This is a genomic window from Paenibacillus sp. sgz302190 (assembly GCF_059820445.1).
Window position 1 is genome coordinate 127,713 of record NZ_JBZYAO010000007.1, and the last position, 19,595, is coordinate 147,307.

Sequence of the window (19,595 nt, forward strand, 5' to 3'; positions counted from 1 at the left end):
TCCGGCCGCCGGCGCGCCCCTCGGCAAAGCGGGAGCGGCCCGGGCGCGGGCGTGGAAGAGACCGGTGCCCACGCTGCGGCAAGCGGCAAAACAGGGAGGATTCATCGTGGTTGAATCCTCCCTACAAAAAAGCATGAACAGCCTATAAATGTTTTTTTGTACTAGTGTAATGTTAGGGATAAAGAGGTGGGACTATGGAGTTTATCAGACCGGAAGATTATTTGCCCGGCAAGAAGCGCATTGCGGATGTGAACAAATACGGAATCGGCTTGATCGGCTGCGGCAGCATCGCCAATTCGGCGCATTTGCCAGCCTATCGCAAGTACGGCCTGACGATTGCCGCGTGCTGCGATGTGAACGAGGAGGCGGCGCGGGCTACCGCCGCGAAATTTGACATTCCTTTTTGGACTACGGATGTCGGTGAGCTGCTGGCGCGGGAGGAAGTGGGCGTGATCGACTTGGCGATTCACCCCGAACCGCGGCTGGACGTGCTCAAACTGATCGGCGAGTCTCCGCGCCCGGTTTTATGCCAAAAGCCGCTCGCGCTCGATCTGGCGCATGCCGCGCTGCTCGGCCGGGAAGCCGCCCGGCTGGGCATCGTGCTCGGTGTGAACCAGCAGGCCCGCTGGGCTCCGGCGCACAGGGCGCTGAAAAAGGCGCTGGAGCAGGATCTCATCGGCGAAGTATACAGCATTCATCACTATATGCGTTCGTTCCAGGATCAGGCCGGCTGGTGGTGGACGAACATGAGCAATTTCAACATCGTCGACCACGGCGTTCATTATGTGGACCTGTGCCGTTATTTCAATCCTTACCCGGAAGAATGGTCCAGGGTGCACTGCACGACAGCGCAGTTGAACCGGCAAAACGCGGTGGACCCGCTGATTTATGCGGCGAACGTGGAGTTCGGCCCAAAAGGCGGGCGGAACCCGCTGATGGCTTCGCTGCATTTTAACAATATCGTAAAAGCAAGCCGTTCCCACAGCAACACCTGGTGGATCGACGGCACGGAGGGCAGCCTCTGGTGTACGCAGGATGCGCTGTATATGGCGCTGAACAAGCACAAAAACGTCGTGCACGAAATCAAGCTGAAAGGCTCCTGGTTTCCGGACGCTTTTGCCGGATCGATGCTCGCTTTTATGACCGCTTTGGAAGAGGGGCAGCTGCCGCCGGTCACGGCGGAGGATAACTTGCAGACGGTGGCCATGACGGCGGCGATGGTCGTTTCGAGCCGGGAAGGCTGCGTGGCGGAAAGAGCGGATGTGCTGAAAGGAAGCGGGTTATGATGAACAAACTCGGATTTATGAGTTATGTATATATGGGCTGGAGCGCGGAAGCGATGGCTGAAGACGCGGTCGGGCACGGCATGGTTTACGTGCAGTTCGATCCGAAGCAAGCGGTGCGGGTGATGGACGATGAGCCGCTGTCGCCCGTCCGGGCCGGCAAAATCCGCTCTATTTTCGAAAGCAGGGGCATCTCCGTCATCGGTTTGTCGGGCTATACGAATATGATGAACCCCAATCTGCAGAAAAGGGAAGCAAAGCTGGAACAGCTCGAAAAGATGATCGACCTATGTTCCGCATACGGAACCGGGTATATCGCGACGGAGACGGGAAGTCTTCATCCGACCAACGCCTGGCGCGATTTCTCCGGGAACCGGACGCCGGAAGCATGGGAGCAGCTGGTTCAAACGGTTGAGCGTCTGCGGAACAGGGCGGTCAAAAGCGGCGCCGTCCTGCTGCTCGAAGGCTTCGTGCACAATGTCCTGGCCTCCGCGGAGCAGGCTGCCCGCATGGTGGAGCGGCTCGGGAGCGAAGGGCTGGCGCTCGTCATGGACCCGTTCAACTATTTGACGCAGGACGATTTGAACCGGCAGCCGGAGGCGATGGCGCATATGTTCGACTGCATCGGCCGCTTTTGCCCGATTGCCCACGCCAAAGACGCGCATTACGGGGAAGCGGGCTTTACCACCCCCCGCGTAGGAGCGGGGCAGGCGGACTGGAACGTGTATGCGGCGCTGCTTGCCGGCCGTCTGCCGGCCGTTCCGCTGATTCTCGAGCATGCCAGGCCGGAAGAAGTTGCGGATTGCCTGTCCATTATTCGCAGCGCTTTTGACGGCGTCAAGGCAAGCGAGGAAGTGAACAACGAAAGTGGCGCATAAACCGAAGCTTGGCATACAGGGCCCCGTCGCAGCCTGGCAGGACCCGTGGGCGGGGGACGCCTCGGAGCGGATCATGCGCACGGGGACGGGGAGCATTTGTCCTTCGCAGGATGCGAAGCCGGAGCCGGAAGCGTTTGTGAACGTTTTGCGCGAGTTGGGAGCGGACTTTTACGTGCACCATGTCATCCCGGCACATGCCGCTCCGGCCGCTCCGGACGCACCAGGGAACGCGGAACTGTTCGCGCATATGTCCGCAGCCGGCATGGATATTTGCCTCGGCAACGAATACGGCAACATTAACGGGCCCTGGGCGGAAGGAACCAACCGCTACGACCTGCCGGACGAGGCGATCGCCGAAGCGGCCGCCTCCGGGCGGTGCATCGGCCTGCTGTACGACGAGCCGGAGCATTTGCAAATCAATGCCGGACAGTACCGCAAAGACGGATGGTTCCCGCATTGGGGCGGCACGGACGGCCTGGATTTGCCGCAATCGCGCAGCCGGGTGGAGCAGGCGGCCGCCTCGCGCATCGCCCATGTCCGAAGCGTTGTAGAACGCGCCGGTTCTCCGGCCGCCTCCATGCCTTTAATATCGGAACACGTATTTCCGGTCATGTTTCACACTTTTGCCAGAGCGGGCATGGACATCTGCCCCAAAATCATGAAGGAATCGTTCCAATCCTTGCAGCTGTCCACCGCGCTCGGTGCGGCCAAACAGTACGACAGATCGCTCTGGATCTGCGCCGATTTGTGGGGGCCGGATACGGGGACATGGTTTACCCGGCTTCCCGGTTTTCCCGGCCATTCCCCGCAGGAGTTCGAATCGGCCCTGAAAATGGGCTATTTGATGGGACCGACCCATCTTTTCACCGAAAATATCGACGTCCTGCTGAGGCATACGCCAGACGGGTTCCAGGCGACGGAGTTCGGCGACGTATGGAGCCGGTTCGTCCGCGGCTTTATTCCCGCAAACCCGCTCGCTTGGCATCATGCGCAGGCGGAAGCGGATATCGCCGTTATTCACGCCGACGACAGCAATTACGGGCAAAACAGGCGGTTGTTCGGCAACCGCACGCCTGAAAATGATAGTGCTGAGAGCGCTTCCCGAAGCGTATTTCACATCTGGCATCTGCTCAGCCGGGGAGCGATACCCGCCCACGGCAGCTGCATGCATATTCCCGGCTACGACTTTCCGCGGCATCGGCTGAAGCGGGAAGTGCCCTTTGACCGGTTTCCGCTCGAACGCGGGTTTGCCGGAGCCGGCGAAAAACGGGTGCATCCGCTGTTTTACCCGGTGCGCAGCGTGCTGGCGTTCGACGATCAGGTGAACGCGGAAAAGCTCGGCCGGCCGAAATTGATCATCGTCGGCGGCTCCTCGCTTTCGCAGCGGACATTGTCGGCGGTCATCCAACAAGTCGAGGACGGCGCAGTCGTGGTGATCGCCGAATGGCTGCTGCCGGCGGACGGCGCTGCGAAGCTGAGAAGCAGCGGGGCGATAGGCTTCGGCCGGTGGATCGTCACGGACGATTTTTTAGCAGCGGCGGTGAGAGAGGCCGTCGAGCCGTTTTTGGGGGAAGAGCGCTGCTGGACGCAGCGTTTTGGAAATTCGGAAGTACGCATATATCCCGGAGACGAAGAAGGGTATACGCTTGATTTTGAAATTGCGACGGTTTGACGAAGAGGGTGGGGATCTGCTTGGAGCCAACGAAAAGTCTGGATCAGTTCGCGGAAATCGCGTTTCGCGAACATCCCGGAAATAAAGACGAACTGCGGGAAATCGTACCTGCAGCTTACGAGAAAACATATTTCGTCCCGGGGACGGAAAGGGCGAAGATCGCCGCCGGGCTTGCTTTTGAAGAACAAATGGCTCTTTTCCGCGAGGAAATGAAAGGGCTGCGCGACAAATACCGCCCGTATATGAGAAATTTGGCGTCGGCGCCATCTTCGGCCCGGGATCGGCAGGTTTGCAGCCAATTCCAATTTCGCTTTCAAACGCCGGAAGATGCCGACTTTACCCGCGTTTTGGAAGGAGAGGGAGTATGGGAAACGGTGACGATTCCCGATTTCCGCGGGCCGACCGGCGTAAACGGCAAATGGACGGGATTTTACCGCTGCGAATTTTCGCATCCGTCCCCTCCCGAAGACAAACGGGCATACCTCGTATTCAAGGGGGTGGATTATAAAACGACGGTCTATTTGAACCGCAAGTGCATCGGCAGCCATGAAGGCTTTTTCGCCCCGTTCGAATTCGACGTCACGGACTTTTTGCAGGAGCATAACGTTTTGGTCGTGGAAGTGCAGAACGATTATCCGATGATGGGCGTCGGGGGCACGAAGCTGGACGGCGACAAGCTGTATGCGGCGACAGGACCGGGCTGGAACGACCCTTACAGCGGCTGGAATCATTGTCCGCCAGGCGCTGGCATTTACAATGAGGTGTATTTGGAAGTGCGGCCGCAGTTGTTCATCCAGGATGTGTTCGTACGGCCGAACATCGACGGCGGGTCTGTGGAAGTGTGGATCGATGCGGTCAACACGACGAACCGGCTCATGGAGCAGGTGGATTTGCAGCTGGAAATTATGCCGAAAAATTTCGTCGGCCAGGGAGTCGGCCCCATTTCATTTCAAGCGGCTTACGCCGGGCCGGGCGTCAATTATTTCCGTTATAAGGTGGACTTCCCGGCCTTCCGGCTGTGGGAGCCGGAGTCGCCTTTGCTGTACGTCGCCCGAATCGAAATTATGAACGGTGCGGCGTGCGCGGACAGCCGGGACCGGACGTTCGGCATGAGAAAATTTCATATGGACGAAGAAGCCGAGCTGAAAGGGTCTTTGTATTTGAACAACCGTCCTATCCTATTAAGAGGCGCCAATGAAATGGGGCATTTGCAGCAGTGCGTCATGAACCGCGATTTCGAGCAATTGATCGACGATATTTTGATCGCGAAGCTTGCGAATATGAATTTTTACCGTATCACCCAGCGACCGGTGCAAGAGGAAGTGTACGATTATTTCGATATGCTCGGCATGATGCATCAATGCGATCTTCCGACATTCGGCTTTATCCGCCGCAACCAGTTTGTCGAAGGGGTCAGGCAGGCGGCGGAGATGGAGCGGCTGATCCGCAGCCATCCGTCTTCGATCATGGTATCTCTAATTAACGAACCGTCCCGGACGGAAAAAAGAAGGAAAGGCCATCGCCATTTGCACAGAAACGAGCTGGAAGCTTTTTTCGTCGCCTCCAGACAGGCGATTTTCGTTGAAAATCCGGATCGTGTAGTCAAGAACGCGGAGGGGGACTACAATCCGCCTACCCGTGAAGGGTTGCCCGATTTTCATTGCTATAACATGTGGTATACAAACAATGTCATCTCCCTCGGGAGCATGTACAAAGGGTTTCTTCCTCCCGTCAGAGAGGGGTGGAAAGCGGGATGCGGGGAGTACGGCACCGAAGGGCTCGATCACGTGGAGCTGATGATGAGCCGCTATCCGCAGGAATGGCTGCCTGCCTCCGGGCAGGACGAATGGATGCCGGACAAAATCAACGGCGCCCAGACGTACAATCTTCACGGGGACTGGTTCGCCGAACGGCGCACGATCCGCGAGTGGGTCGAAGCCAGCCAGCGCCATCAATGCCTGGCGACGCAGCTGATGACGGACGCATGGCGCAGAAGGACGGACAGGGTCGTGTCGACGGCCATCCATCTGCTGATCGACGCATGGCCTGCCGGATGGATGAAAGCTCTCGTCGGTGTCGACCGGATTCCGAAGCCGGCGTATTTTACGTACAAAAGCTGCCTGGAGCCGGTGCGCGTCAATCTGCGGTGTGACCGGTGGAAAGTGTACGAAGGGGAAGCGATGGAAATCGAAGCGTGGCTCCTGAACGATACGGCCAAAGAATTCGGGCAGTGCCGGATCATCGCCACGCTGCGGGATGATGACAGAGACTATGGGCATTATGAAATAACGAGCCGTCTTCCTCAGGCAGCATCGCCATATGCGGGCACCATCCGTTTTACCGTGCCGCAGGTGCAGGGCAGGAAGCGCTTGTATATAGATGCGTGTTTGCTGGATGCGGAGGGGAACGCGCTGAATGCGGAACGGTTTGCTTTCGAGGCGTTCGCGCGAACACAACGCAGCGGGCCGCCGCAGCCGGCCGCCTTTCTCGATGCCGAGTCCGAGCGGCTGTGCTCGCTTCTGGATATGGCCGGACAGCCTTACAACGGTGCGTACGACGGTGCGGGACGGTCTGGCGGACCGCTAGTCGTGTCGTCTCCGGAAGCTTTCGCCCGCCATCGGGCCGCCCTTCTCGATGAAGTGCGCAGCGGAGGCACTGCGCTGTGTATCCTGAAGCATGCCGACGGCGGCGTATGGGAGCTTGACGATACGCAGGTTCGCACGGCGAAATTCCGGGAAGTGTACGCATTGTCCGTCCACGCCGGGGATTCCCGCTTGCCGTGGGTGCAAGAGGGCGATTTTGCGTATTTGTACAATGCCACGCATGACAAAATTGATGCGATCGCCAACAGCTGTTTGCAAGGAGACGGGATCGAACCGATTGTGTTCGCCTACCAGACGCAAGGCGAGCCTGACGCCGGCGGGAAGCGCAAGCTGCCGCTGGTCGGGATGAAGCGGGTGGGGCAAGGGCAGATGTTTTTCGTATGCTTGCCGCTATCCGGAAGAGTCGGGTTCAATCCGACGCTGGACGGTCTGTTGATATCATTGCTAAGCGGGAAAGGAGAGAGCGCATGTACGCCATTGTTAGCCGAAATGAGCAAAGACGAGCGGAAGTAACGGTAACGGACGAAGGCGCGCAGCTTATTTTGCGAAACGAAGGCGGGCGTACTCCTTTTTTCGCAGCCTATATGCAGGATATGCTTGGCTGCTCTTCGGGCATACCGTGGCATTGGGACGGCGCCCGGCTCAAGGATGTGCGGGTCAGCGCGGAATCCGGCACGATCCGCATCGCCGGAGCGCTGGGGCCGCTGCATGTAACGCTCAGCCTGGCATTTGACGAGCGCGATCTTTTGCGCATGAACGTGTGCTGGGAAAACCGCACGGAGCACACCGTGAACGATGCCGCCGCAAGTCTTGTGTTTGCATGGCCCAGGCGGGACAAGGAGATGTTTACGATCCCCCATATGATCTATAACAACAATCCTTCCTCCGATCCGGACCGCGTCGTTCCCAGGCTTGGAGAGGGGGCGGGCAAGGGCTTCATTTGCGAGGAACACCGCTTGCCGATCCCCTGCGTGAATGTGGAATGGACGGAGCGGGCGGAACAAACGGCGCAAGAGGCGCAAATGGCGCTGACGGCGCAGGCGGAGCCTGAGGATGGGGTTGCGGAAGCCCGCTATTTCTCGCTGTTTTCCATTCCCGCTTATGTGGAAACGTCCGAAGGAAGCGTCCGCTACGGCTCGCTCGGGGCGATCCGGGAGAAAAGCCGGTCCGCCGTGGCGGCTGCGAGCGGCGTGCTGATGTTTAACGGCGAGAAGGATGTGCGCTACGTCGGCAAAAACAAAACGGAGCCTTGCCCGGACGGTTATTTGGACTTTCCGCCGGGGTTCGCGCTGACCAAGGAATACGTGCTGGATTGGGGAACTGTCCCCCGATCCGGTCTCGCTTTCCGGGAAATCGTCCGCAAAGGCCGGGACATTTTTGCTCCTGCCGGGGCGAAGCCGCATGGGCTGGAAGAGCTGATCAGGCTGAAGACGAACGCGCTGGACGATCGGTGGCGGACGGATGCGAACGGGGCCGCAGGCTATGTGAAGTTCACGGATTCGAACGGCTTCGGCAATATATCCAAGCGCCCGCTGCACTATATGTACGGCTGGACCGGACAATGCCTGAAGCTGGCCTGGTGCGATGCCAGGCTGGGCTTCGACGAAGGGCGGGAAGAGCGGATCGGCCGCTGCAGGCAGGCCGTCGACTTTTATTTGCGCGCTAGCCGGACCGCCGTTCCCGGCGTGCGGCACAGCGTTTACCGGCTGTCGGACGGAGGCTGGGACGACTTCGGCTGGAACAAGCGGCCGGCCGTTTCCAGCCGGGCTTTTGGTGAAACGATGGCCGATCTGGCGGAAATCGCGCTGCTGTTCCGGGAGGAAGGCCGGGACGTGCCTGCGTCCTGGCTGGACGCTTTGCGCGAAGCGGCCGAATTTTTCCTCGGAGGCGCGCTGGAGTCGGGCATTTACCCGTCCGCATGGCGGATGGACGGCAGGGCGGCGGAACCGGCGATTACCGCAGCAGGCCTTCCTTGCGTGATCGCCTTGGCGAAAACCTGCCGGCTCACCGGGGAAGAGCCTTACTTGCAGCAAGCCGAAAAGGCGCTGCTGCGGTATTACGAACTTCACGCCGAGACGTTCGAACGGCCTTTTGCCCGTTCCACGCTCGACGCGAAGTGTGAGGATAAGGAAGCGGGCATGTACTTCTTCCTTGCCGCTTACGAACTGTTTCTGGCGACGGGCAGCCGGCGCTATCGGGAATGGGCGGAAATTTCCGCGGATTGGCTGCTCACGTACGTCTACATGTGGAATCCGGCGTTCGACCGGGGGACGGCGTTCAGGAACGCGGGCTTTTCCGCCGTCGGCTGGCCGGGCGTCAGCGTGCAAAACCATCATTTGGACGTATTTTTTCCGACCTTCGAATTGTCGCGCTTCGGGCGGCTGACCGGGAACCGGCAGTATGAGCATTTGGGACGGACGATGCTTGACGCCATGGGGCAGGGCATTTGCACGAAACCGGGCGAGTGGGGATTTACGGTCGTCGGGGAGCAGGGGGAAGGCCTTTTTCAAACCGCCTGGAATCATCGGGGACACAGCAACAGATGGAACCCGTCCTGGGTCATTGCGCTCGTTCTGCAAAATGCGCTGCAATTCCGGCATGCGAATCGGGAAGGAGGGATGATCCTGTGATGAATGATACGGTGGCTACGGCGGAAGCTGTAAGCGTTTCCGGTAATGCGCAGGCTTTTCTCTTAAGGAAGCGAAGGAAACGGGGGGCAAAGCGATGATCGGCAGGAAGTTTCCGAAAATTTTGTTCGGCGGCGATTACAACCCCGAGCAGTTTCCCAAGGACGTGTGGGACGAAGACATGCGGCTGTTTCGGCTGGCGGGCATCGACATCGCGACCGTCAATGTGTTTTCGTGGGCGTGGAACCAGCCGGACGAGGAGACGTACCGCTTCGACTGGCTGGACGAAGTGATGAACAAGCTGCACGAGAGCGGCATCCATGCGTGCATGGGCACGGGAACGGCGGCGCATCCGGCCTGGATGGCGCGCAAATACCCGGATCTGTTGACCGTAACCTATGACGGGAAAAAACGAAAATTCGGCAGAAGGCACAACTCCTGCCCGCACAGCCCGACCTTCCGCCATTATGCACGGGCGATGGCCGGCAAGCTGGCGCAGCGGTACGCGAACCATCCGGCGCTGCTGCTATGGCATGTGAACAACGAAATCGGCGTCCGCTGCTATTGCGACAATTGCGAGAAGGCGTTTCGGGTATGGCTGAAGGAGCGTTACGGGACGCTGGAGCAGCTCAACGAAGCCTGGTATACGCGATTTTGGGGGCACACTTTTTACGATTGGGAAGATATTGTCCTCCCCAGCGCATTAAGTGAAGGCTTGTCGGGAAGCAATTCCGACCAAACGGCGTTTCAGGGCATAACGCTCGATTATTACCGCTTTAACTCGGACAGCTGGCTGGATTGCTATCTGATCGAATACAACGCGATCAAAGAGGTGATGCGGGATGCGGTCGTCACGACCAATTTTCAAGGCAACGGGACTTACAAGCCGCTCGACTATTTCAAATGGGCCAAATATTTGGATATCGCCGCGCTTGATATATATCCCGAAAACGATACGCCTGCAAGCCATATGGCGCTCCGCTACGATCTGATGCGCGGCTTGAAGGATGGCGCCCCGTTCATGCTGATGGAGCAGACGCCGAGCGTGCTCAATTGGAAGCCGGTCAACCCGGGCAAGCGGCCCGGCGTCATGCGGCTGCGGAGCTATCAGGCGATAGCGCGCGGGGCCGAATCCGTGATGTTTTTCCAGCTGCGCCGGTCGCTTGGCGCTTACGAGAAATTTCACGGGGCGGTGATCGATCACGCCGGCCACGAGCATACGCGCGTCTTCAGGGAATGCGCCGGACTCGGCGGGGAATTGCAGCGGCTGGGCAATCTGCTGCTCGATGCGCGCGTGAAGAGCAGAGTCGGCATTTTGTTCGACTGGGACAACTGGTGGGCCGTCGAACTGGGCGGCGGGCCGTCCGCGCATCTGAAATATGTGGCGCAAATACAAAAATATTACGATGCGTTTTACGACAACCGGGTACAGGTCGATTTGATCCATACCGATACGGATTTGCAGCAGTACGATCTGGTGGCGGCGCCGCTGCTGTACATGGTAAAACCGGGCTTCGCCCGCAAGCTGGAGCAATATGTCGGGAGCGGCGGAACGTTCGTCACTACGTTCTACAGCGGAGTCGTCAACGAGAACGATCTGGTGACTGCGGGAGGCTATCCCGGCGAGCTGCGCAGCCTGTTGGGCATTTGGGTCGAGGAAGTCGACGCGCTGTTCCCGGAGCAGACGAACACGCTGGTCATGAAGCGGGAGCTTGGCCGGCTGCAAGGCACCTTCGCATGCGGATGCATATGCGAAGTCGTTCATCCGGAGGGCGCGGAACCGTTCGCCGAGTTCGGCGGCGATTATTACCGGGGCGCTCCGGCGCTAACGCGCAACCGCTTCGGCCAAGGGGAAGCGTGGTATGCGGCCACGGACCCGGACCGCGAATTTTTGCAGCGGTGGATGAAAGCTTTGTGCGACAGCCTCGGAATTGCTCCGCTGTGCGAGGCGCCGCCGGGCGTGGAAGTGACGCAGCGCGAAAAAGACGGGATGCAGTTCACTTTTGTCCTGAACCACAGCGAACAGGCGCAAACGTTCCATGCCGGAAACGCCGGGCGGAAAGAGCTGTTGAGCGGCTTGGTGCTGAGCGGCGAGATCGAGCTTCTCCCGAAAAGCGTGATGATTTTCCAAGCGCCGAAGGAGGCGGATGCCAGTGGAAGCCATTGAGCGATTGCGCGGAACGTTCAGCCGCCCGCCGGCCGAATACCGGTCGCTTCCGTTCTGGGCCTGGAACGATTGTCTGAAAAAGGAAGAACTGATTCGCCAGATCAGGGAAATGAAGGAACAGGGCATGGGCGGATTTTTCATTCATTCCAGGGACGGTTTGGAAACGGTATATATGGGAAGCGAATGGATGGACCTCGTTCGGAGCACGGTGGAAGCCGCAGGAGAGCTCGGCATGCAAGCCTGGCTGTACGATGAGGACCGCTGGCCGTCCGGCTTTGCGGGGGGACTTGTGCAGGCGAGGGGCGGGGACGCGTTTCGCGCCAAAGGTCTTACGATGGAAGTCGCGAGGCCGTCAGGCCCGTACGTTTTGGACGATGTGGATTATGTCGTCGCCCTGTTCAAAGCAGTTGTCGACGAGAGGGATTTGATCCGCTGCGAGAGGGTGTCCGTCGATGACGCCTGGGTATGGGAGGAGGAAGAAGCGCTGCTCGTCTTTCGCGTGGAAATTTCCGAGCGGAGCGCCTGGTTCAACAACGAGGCGCCGCCGGACCATTTGAATCCGGATACGGTGCAGGCGTTCATCGATATCACCTATGAAGCCTACAAGCGCGAAGTGGGAGACCATTTCGGCAAAACTGTCCGCGGCGTGTTTACCGACGAGCCGAGCGTGCACGACAGCCACTGCAAGTTCACGGCGGGCCGCGGCTGGATTCCCTGGAGCTGGTCGTTTCCGGCATTTTTCCGGGAAAAGCGCGGTTACGATCTGCTGGACATCGTTCCCTACATATTTTTCAACGGAGAGCGTTCCGCCGAGGCGCGCCACGATTATTGGCGGACAGTTACCGAGCGGTTCAGCGAATCGTTCTCCGGGCAGATCGGCGAGTGGTGCGGGAACAACGGTCTTGCTTTTACGGGACATTACCTGTGGGAAAATAATATGGGCACCGCTACCCGGGTGTGTGGGGCCGTCATGCCGAATTACCGGTTCCAGCACGTTCCCGGCATCGATATGCTGAACGAACAGACGAACGAATACATCACGGTCAAGCAGTGCACCAGCGTAGCGAACCAGTACGGCAGAAAGTTCGTGCTCACCGAAACGTACGGCTGCACGGGCTGGGGATTCACATTCGAGGGGCAAAAATGGATCGGGGATTTTCAGTTCGTACTGGGCGTCAACCTGCGGTCCCAGCATCTGGCCCTCTATTCGATCAAAGGGTGCAGGAAGCGGGATTACCCTCCCGTATTCAATTACAACACGAGCTGGTGGAAATACAATTCCATCGTGGAAGATTATTTCGCCCGGCTGTCGGCGGTGCTGACGGAAGGCCGCCCGATCCGCGACGTGCTGGTGCTGCATCCGGCTTCCACGGCCTGGTGCATGGTCGGTACGGGGCCGTACGGCTTTCCCGCCCGCGGCAAGGACCGGGACGTCTCGGCCACGAATCATTTCGGCCATGAATTCAACGCGTTTCTCGGCAGGCTGCTCAGGGCGCATTACGATTTCGATCTCGGCGACGAGACGATTATGGCCGAGACGGGAGCAATTCGCGGCGGCGCATTGGCCGTGAACATGGCGGAGTACCGCGTCGTCGTTATCCCGGAGATCCGGACGATGCTGGACAGCACGTTCCGGCTGTTGTCCGCCTTTCTCGAAGCGGGCGGAAAAGCGGTGGCGGTCGGCCCGCGCCCGACGATGATCGAAGGCAGAGCGTCGGACCGGCTATCCGCGCTCTACGATCATCCGAACATGACCGCCGTTGGGGACACCGGGGAAGCGGCGGCGGCTCTGGAGCGCATCCTGCCCCGCCGGGTCAGCATGACGAACGCGCAGTCGGAGGAAACGCCCGATCTGCTGTACATGCTGAGGGACATGGGCGAATCCCGCGCGCTGTTTGTCGTGAACAACGACCGCGGGAACGAACGCCGCGCCAACATCGCGATGGCTGTCGACGGCGCCGGAAGCATGGAAGAATGGCGGCCGCTGACAGGTGAAACGGCCGCCGTCGAAACGAGCGTGCGCGGCGGGTACGCCCATTTTGCCGCCGAGTTCGGCCCGGCGGATTCCAGGCTGTACATATGGCGCACAAACAAGCCTTCGCAGACGAGTCCCGCGGAAGCGAACTCCGGCAGGGCGGAAACCGGTCCCAGAGCGGTGGCGGAGCTCGGGCCGGTTTGCCGGTTCACGCGCTCGATGCCCAACGTGCTGACTTTGGACACCTGCTCCTATGCCGTAGCGAACGGCGGGTGGTCGGACGAAATGGAAGTGTGGCAAGCCCAAAGGGCGATCCGCGAAGGCTTGGGCATGAGGCAGGTTTACGCCAACGGGCTGGAGCAAAGGTACAAATGGATTTACGACGCCCACCCGGAGAACGGCACGCCGGCCCGGTTTAAATTTTCGTTTCAGGTGTCGGTGCTGCCGGCGGAAACCGTCTATCTGGTCGTGGAATCCGCCGAACATTACGATTTGAAGCTGAACGGTACGCCGGTTCCGAACCGGCCTGAGGGCTGGTTTCTCGACCGGTCGTTCGACAAAGTGCCGCTTGCCGGGCTGAAGGAAGGCGCGAATGAGCTGATTTTGTCCTGCCGGTACGACAACCGGATGGAGGTGGAGGACATTTACCTGATCGGCGATTTTGCGGTCGATGCCGCGAGGGCGATCTCGGTCGAACCGGATACGCTGCAATTCGGGGATTGGTGCGAGCAGGGATACACCCATTACTGCGGCAGTATGATTTATCATTTTGATTTTCATGCCGGGGGCGAAGCGGCGGGCCGGGTCGAGCTGGAGCTGGGCGATTACTCCGCGGTAACGGTTGAAGTGCGCGTGAACGGCGAAACGGCGGGGCATGTGCCCTGGCGGGCGGCCAACCGCCTCGACCTGACGAAGCACTGCCGCCGGCAGGGGGAGAACCGGCTCGATATCGAAGTGATGGGCAGTCCGCGCAATATGCTCGGCCCGTTCCATCAGGCTGCCGGCGACACCGCGACGACCAGTTGGGCGTCTTTCCGCAAAGAAGGCAGCGACCATACGCCGGCTTATGAATTGCGTCCTTACGGCTTGTTTGGGCAAGTCAAACTGTACACATAGGGACGGAAACGGAGGTTTTAGCATGACAAACAAGATGTGGGGGCTATTCCTTTCCTTCACGATCCTGTGTACCGCACTGCTGCCTGCGACCGCGCAAGCCTCAGTGAAATACTCCACGTATACGAAGGACAGCCGGGGCAATCTGATCTGGCTTCAGCCGGCTTACTTTCCGCTCGGCGTGATCGGGGAGGATCTGTCTGCGCCCGATCCCGGCGGCAAGGCAGGGCGAATCAGCTCGCCGATGCGGAATCCGAAAGATATTTTCATCGATGCGAACAATGAAGTGTACGTCGCGGACACGGGCAACAACCGCATCGTGCATATGACCGAAACGGGGCAGCTGGTGCGTTACATTACTTTGCCGGACAGCCCGATGAGCAAGCCAGAGGGCGTATTCGTGACGAAGGAAGGCGATATCTTCATCGCCGATACGGGCAACAAAAGAGTGCTGAGGCTTGACAAAAACGGCAAGCTGCAGCACGAATACAAGCGGCCGGAATCCCGTTATATTCCGGATACTTACGTATTCGAACCGGCCAAAGTTATGGTGGATGAGCGGGATTTTCTGTACATCGCCGTGCACGGCAGTTACGAAGGGCTCGTCATGCTCGACCCGGAAGGCAAATTTCAAGGCTTCTTCGGCGCCAACCGAACGGCGCTGTCCCCGTTAGACGCTTTAAAGCGCATGCTGTATACGAAAAAAATGTATGCCAACGAGATCGCCAAAAGGCCGGAGACGATCAACAGCGTCGCTACGGACAAGAACGGCTATATGTATACGGTCACCGGCGGCACCGCCACATCGAACCAACTGAAAAAATTGAATATTAAAGGGGATAATTTGCTGCGCAGCTCGTCCAAATCGTTCGGGGAAACGGCTCCGTGGGACGTTCCGGCCGTACCGGCGGCAGCGGGGCCGCAGCTGATCGACGTGGCCGTCGACCAAAGCGGCAATATGATCGTAGTGGACCAGCAAAACAAATATATGAGCCATTATGACGCATCGGGCAACTTGCTGTATTTTTGGGGCGGCGCCTCGGCTGTCGGGTCGTCCCAGGTCGGCCTGCTGAAAAGCCCGGCAGCGCTCGACGTGAACAGCCGCAACGAGCTGTTCGTCCTTGACGACCAGGAAAACATCGTGCAAGTGTTCCGCTTATCCGAGTTCGGCCAAAAGGTCGACCAGGCGAACCAGCAAACGCTGGCGGGCAATTACGAAGCCAGCGAACAGCCGTGGCGCGATGTGCTGCGGCTGAACGACCAGTTTGCGCCGGCCTATTTGGGGCTGGCCAAGTCGGCCTTCAGAAAAGAGCAATTTGCCGAAGCTCAGCAATTGTTCAAGGAAGCCGGTGATCAGCAGGGCTACTCCGATTCCTTTTGGCAAATCCGGATGCTGTGGCTGCAGCGCAATTTTTCCTGGATCGCAAGCGTTCTCCTGTTCGGCGGAATTGCGTACTTCCTGCTCGACAAGTACACCGCAAAAAGCGAGTTTCGCGCCAGGTGGCGCAACCGGCGAAGAACGCAGAACCGCTTTCTTAACCATTTGAAGCTGGCTCTGTATGTGCTGAAACACCCGATTGACGGCTTTTCCGCCATTCACTATGAGAATAGGGGGAGCTACTTGAGCGCAGGCGTCATTTTGCTTGGCGTATACGGCTCGCTCCTGATCAGCCGGTTTGTGACGAGTTTTACGTTCAATCCCAAAACTTTCGTCGATATTTACTCAACGTTCACGCAGTTTTTCATCGTCTGGACGGCCTGGATCGTCGCCAACTATTTGGTCAGCTCGATTTACCGGGGGGAAGGCCGGTTCAAGGACATATTCATCGGCAGCTCCTATGCGCTCGTGCCTTACATTTTCGTCGGCATTCCGCTGTCCTTCGTCTCGAACGTTCTGACGATGTCGGAATCGTCCATGTTCCATTTTGCGTCGAACGCGATGACCGTCTGGATCGCTCTGCTGATCTTCTGGAAAATCCAGAACGTGCACAATTACAGCGTCGGAGAGACCGTCGTCAATATCGTCCTTACGCTGTGCGCGATGCTGGTGATCGGTGTGCTCATCTTCATTATGCTCGGGCTGACGAGCGATTTCGTTTCACTGCTAGTTCAAATGTATCAGGAGGTGATGTTGAGATGATCCGGATCGGCAAACCGAACAAAACAGCCATCATCGTCACCGTCCTGATCGCGGCCGCTATCGTCCTGCTCTTGACCCGGGCGAAAATCGAGTTCAAAGCGCCGGAAAATCGCGTCGCATTCGCGGCACAGCAAAGCTCCTCGGCCGAAACGCAGGGCGCACCCGCCCGGCTGCCGGCGGACGAAGATTTTAAAAACGTCGCGGAAACCGGCACGCTGCGGCTGAAAATGGACGCGCAGACAGGCCATTTTATCGTGGAGGACAAACGAAACGGCAATATGTACCGCTCTTATCCGGACCCGAAATATTGGCCGCAGGAGAAAATAGCCGAAAACTGGAAAAAGCATCTGGCGTCTCCCGTTATGGTGCAGTACGTCGATTTCTCAAAAAACGTCCTGCAGGCAAAGGAGACGAACCTGGCCGCCGAAGGGGGGCGGGTGAAAGACGTGCGGACGATACCCGGAGGCTTTTCCGTCGTTTACGAGCTGCCGGCGACAGGCTTCACGATTCCGGTTGAGGTGAAAATCGATCAAGACTACGTCGAGACGAAAATTGTCCGCGACGGCATTAAGGAATCGAAAATGGGCCTCGTCTGGATCAGGCCGTTCCCGTTCTTCGGAGCCGAATATACGGACGATCAGGACGGGTATATGTTCATACCTGACGGCGCCGGGGCGCTGGTGCGGTTCAAAAGCAACCAACTCAACGTCAACAAAATGTACGACGAGCCGGTGTACGGCAAAGACGCCGCATTCCCGGGGATCGACAACAACCGGAACAAAATCATGATGCCGGTGTTCGGCATGAAGTCGGGTTCCAAAGGCTTTTTGGCCGTTATTCACGAAGGCGACGAGTACGCCAACATCGTGGCCGCGCCCGCAGGCGTGCTGAGCAACTACAACTGGGTCGGGGCGCAGATGAATTACCGGGCGAGCTTCCTGCAGTTTACGACGCGGAATACGAACGTGCCCGATTCGTGGGGGTACGTGGACTACAACCGGGACCGGGAATTCGGCAGCGACCGTGTTGTCCGCTACTACATGCTGGACAGCGGGCAAACGGATTACGTCGGCATGGCCCAAACGTACCGCGGGTATTTGATGAAGGAAAAAGGGGTCAAGCCAGCCGCCGTTAAAAATCCGAACATTCCGCTGTACGCGGATTTCATCGGCGCCGATTCGGAAAAAGGTGTCGTGACCGACCGCTATCTCCAATTGACTACGGCCGATGAAGCTGCGCAAATCGTAAGCTCCCTGCACGACAAAGGCATTCCCAACATGTCGCTGACGTTCAAGGGATGGCAGAAGGGCGGCTACAGCTCCTTCGGCAGCACGTTCCCGGCCGATGCCCGGATCGGCGGCGACAAAGGCATGAAGGCGTTCGTCGACAAAGCCCACAGCCTCGGCTATCCGGTCTATTTGGAAGCGCAGTATGCGCTGAACAATACGGGGGGCGGCGGCTTCGATCCGAAATTCGACGCGATGGTCAATCTGGCCGGCCGCAATCTGACGATGAGTCCGCTGCTGAACAGGGAACGGACGCCTGTGGTCAGCTACAAATTCATCGAACAAGCGGTCGCGCGCGACTTGCCTCAATTTAAGGCGCTGGGTGTTGACGGTCTTGCCGTCGGCATGCTCGGACAGCGGCTGCTCAGCGATTACAACACGGCGTACGGTTCGCCGAGGGACGAAGCCCGCACCGTTCAAGAACGAATACTGAGCGGCATCAAGGAGGCGCTGGGCGGCGTGCAAACCGAGAAGGCCAATATGTACGTGCTGTCGCACGCCAATTTTATGAAAACGATGGTTTACGACGATTCGTACGATTTGTTTTCGGACGAAGCCGTTCCGTTTGCCCAAATCGCCTCGCACGGCCTCATTTCGTATTCGTCGGAATATGTGAACAACCGCCAGGAGGATGTCCACGACTTTTTGCGGGACATCGAATACGGCGCGGCGCCCGCTTTCATTTTCACCAAAGTCGAGACGAAAACATACGTAAATTCATACGGCCTGCGCTACTACAACACCTACTACCCGGATTGGGAAACGTTTGCCGCAGAGCAGTATAAGCGGTACAACGAGGCGCTGGGCGACGTTCAGGACCGGTTCATCGTCAATCACCGGACGCTTGAGCCGGGGGTTAAGGAAACGACGTACGCCGGCGGGAAAACAATTATCGTCAACTACAATTTGACGCCGTACCGCAGCGGGGATCTGTCCGTTCCCGGGCAAAACTTTACCGTCGTTCAAGGGGGGGCCGGCAAATGAACCGCAAAGCGAAATTAAAGTCGTCGCTGATGGAATATTTGGAAGGATCGCTGTTCATCGCCCCTTGGTTCGTCGGATTTGTCCTCTTTATGGCGTTCCCGATCGGCTACTCTTTGTTTATGAGTTTTCAGGATGTGACGATAACGGCGACCCGCACGACGACCCGATTTATCGGCTGGACGCATTACCGGTACATTTTGTTCGAAAACGGGAGCCTGCTCTACAACCAACTACTGCCGTTTCTGCGGCAGGCGCTGTTTATGATCCCGATCATCGTCATTTTCGCGCTGCTGATCGCGATTATTTTGAACCAGAAATTTGCCGGCCGCACCTTTTTCCGGGCGATTTTTTTCCTGCCTGTCATTTTGTCCACCGGCGAGGTCGTCAAGGAGTTTTTGACGCAGGGCGAAGGCGACCTCGGCTTCATGTCCAAATACAACGTCGCCGGAATGATTCAGGCCAACTTGTCTGCGACCTGGTCCGCTCCGCTCATTTCGATTCTCGATTCGTTCGTGCTCATATTGTGGTATTCCGGCGTGCAAATTTTGATCTTCCTGGGCGGCCGGCAGACGATCTCGAATTCGGCCTACGAAGCGGCGCGCATCGACGGCGCAGGCCCGTGGGAAATGTTTTGGAAAATTACGCTGCCGGCCATGACACCGTTCATTTTCCTCAACTTGATCTACACCGTCGTCGACCTGTTCACGTTCCCGACCAATCCGATTTTGTCGAAGGTGCGGGAAAGCGAGTACGGGCAGTACAGCGCATTGATCTGGATTTACTTCCTGATCATCAGCTTCTTTCTGGTCATTATTTTTCTGATCTTTAACCGGGTTACCAAAACGCAAAGAGCGTAACAATCCTACG

10 protein-coding genes are annotated in these 19,595 nt (G+C 58.2%); all 10 read left to right on the forward strand.

Features of this window, described 5'->3' with window-relative positions; translation table 11 throughout:
• Positions 1-194 precede the first annotated feature (194 nt).
• The 10 genes from AC6RNO_RS10910 to AC6RNO_RS10955 all read left to right on the forward strand — a co-directional run bounded on the left by AC6RNO_RS10910 (position 195) and on the right by AC6RNO_RS10955 (position 19,585).
• Entirely contained in the window at positions 195-1,286 is a 1,092-nt protein-coding gene (locus AC6RNO_RS10910) for a Gfo/Idh/MocA family oxidoreductase (protein WP_497105463.1), read from the forward strand.
• Positions 1,283-2,161, forward strand: coding sequence for a TIM barrel protein (locus AC6RNO_RS10915; RefSeq protein ID WP_497105464.1), 879 nt, complete (start codon positions 1,283-1,285; stop codon positions 2,159-2,161). Before AC6RNO_RS10910 ends, AC6RNO_RS10915 begins: the two co-directional genes overlap by 4 nt.
• Positions 2,151-3,833 (forward strand): hypothetical protein, encoded by a 1,683-nt coding sequence (locus tag AC6RNO_RS10920; RefSeq protein WP_497105465.1) that lies wholly within the window; start codon positions 2,151-2,153, stop codon positions 3,831-3,833. The genes AC6RNO_RS10915 and AC6RNO_RS10920 overlap by 11 nt, the downstream gene beginning before the upstream one ends.
• 20 nt (positions 3,834-3,853) lie before the next feature.
• Complete coding sequence (locus AC6RNO_RS10925; RefSeq protein ID WP_497105466.1) at positions 3,854-6,949, forward strand: glycosyl hydrolase 2 galactose-binding domain-containing protein; 3,096 nt, start codon at positions 3,854-3,856, stop codon at positions 6,947-6,949.
• Positions 6,904-9,066 (forward strand): hypothetical protein, encoded by a 2,163-nt coding sequence (locus tag AC6RNO_RS10930; RefSeq protein WP_497105467.1) that lies wholly within the window; start codon positions 6,904-6,906, stop codon positions 9,064-9,066. Before AC6RNO_RS10925 ends, AC6RNO_RS10930 begins: the two co-directional genes overlap by 46 nt.
• Positions 9,067-9,160: 94 nt before the next feature.
• Complete coding sequence (locus AC6RNO_RS10935) at positions 9,161-11,230, forward strand: beta-galactosidase (protein ID WP_497105468.1); 2,070 nt, start codon at positions 9,161-9,163, stop codon at positions 11,228-11,230.
• Positions 11,217-14,321 (forward strand): glycosyl hydrolase, encoded by a 3,105-nt coding sequence (locus tag AC6RNO_RS10940; RefSeq protein ID WP_497105469.1) that lies wholly within the window; start codon positions 11,217-11,219, stop codon positions 14,319-14,321. The genes AC6RNO_RS10935 and AC6RNO_RS10940 overlap by 14 nt, the downstream gene beginning before the upstream one ends.
• Before the next feature lie 22 nt (positions 14,322-14,343).
• Positions 14,344-16,458, forward strand: coding sequence for a YIP1 family protein (locus tag AC6RNO_RS10945; protein ID WP_497105470.1), 2,115 nt, complete (start codon positions 14,344-14,346; stop codon positions 16,456-16,458).
• Entirely contained in the window at positions 16,455-18,728 is a 2,274-nt protein-coding gene (locus tag AC6RNO_RS10950; RefSeq protein ID WP_497105471.1) for a DUF5696 domain-containing protein, read from the forward strand. The genes AC6RNO_RS10945 and AC6RNO_RS10950 overlap by 4 nt, the downstream gene beginning before the upstream one ends.
• A complete protein-coding gene (locus tag AC6RNO_RS10955) occupies positions 18,725-19,585 on the forward strand; it encodes a carbohydrate ABC transporter permease (protein WP_474680201.1) in 861 nt (286 codons plus the stop codon). Before AC6RNO_RS10950 ends, AC6RNO_RS10955 begins: the two co-directional genes overlap by 4 nt.
• The last annotated feature ends 10 nt before the right edge of the window (positions 19,586-19,595 follow it).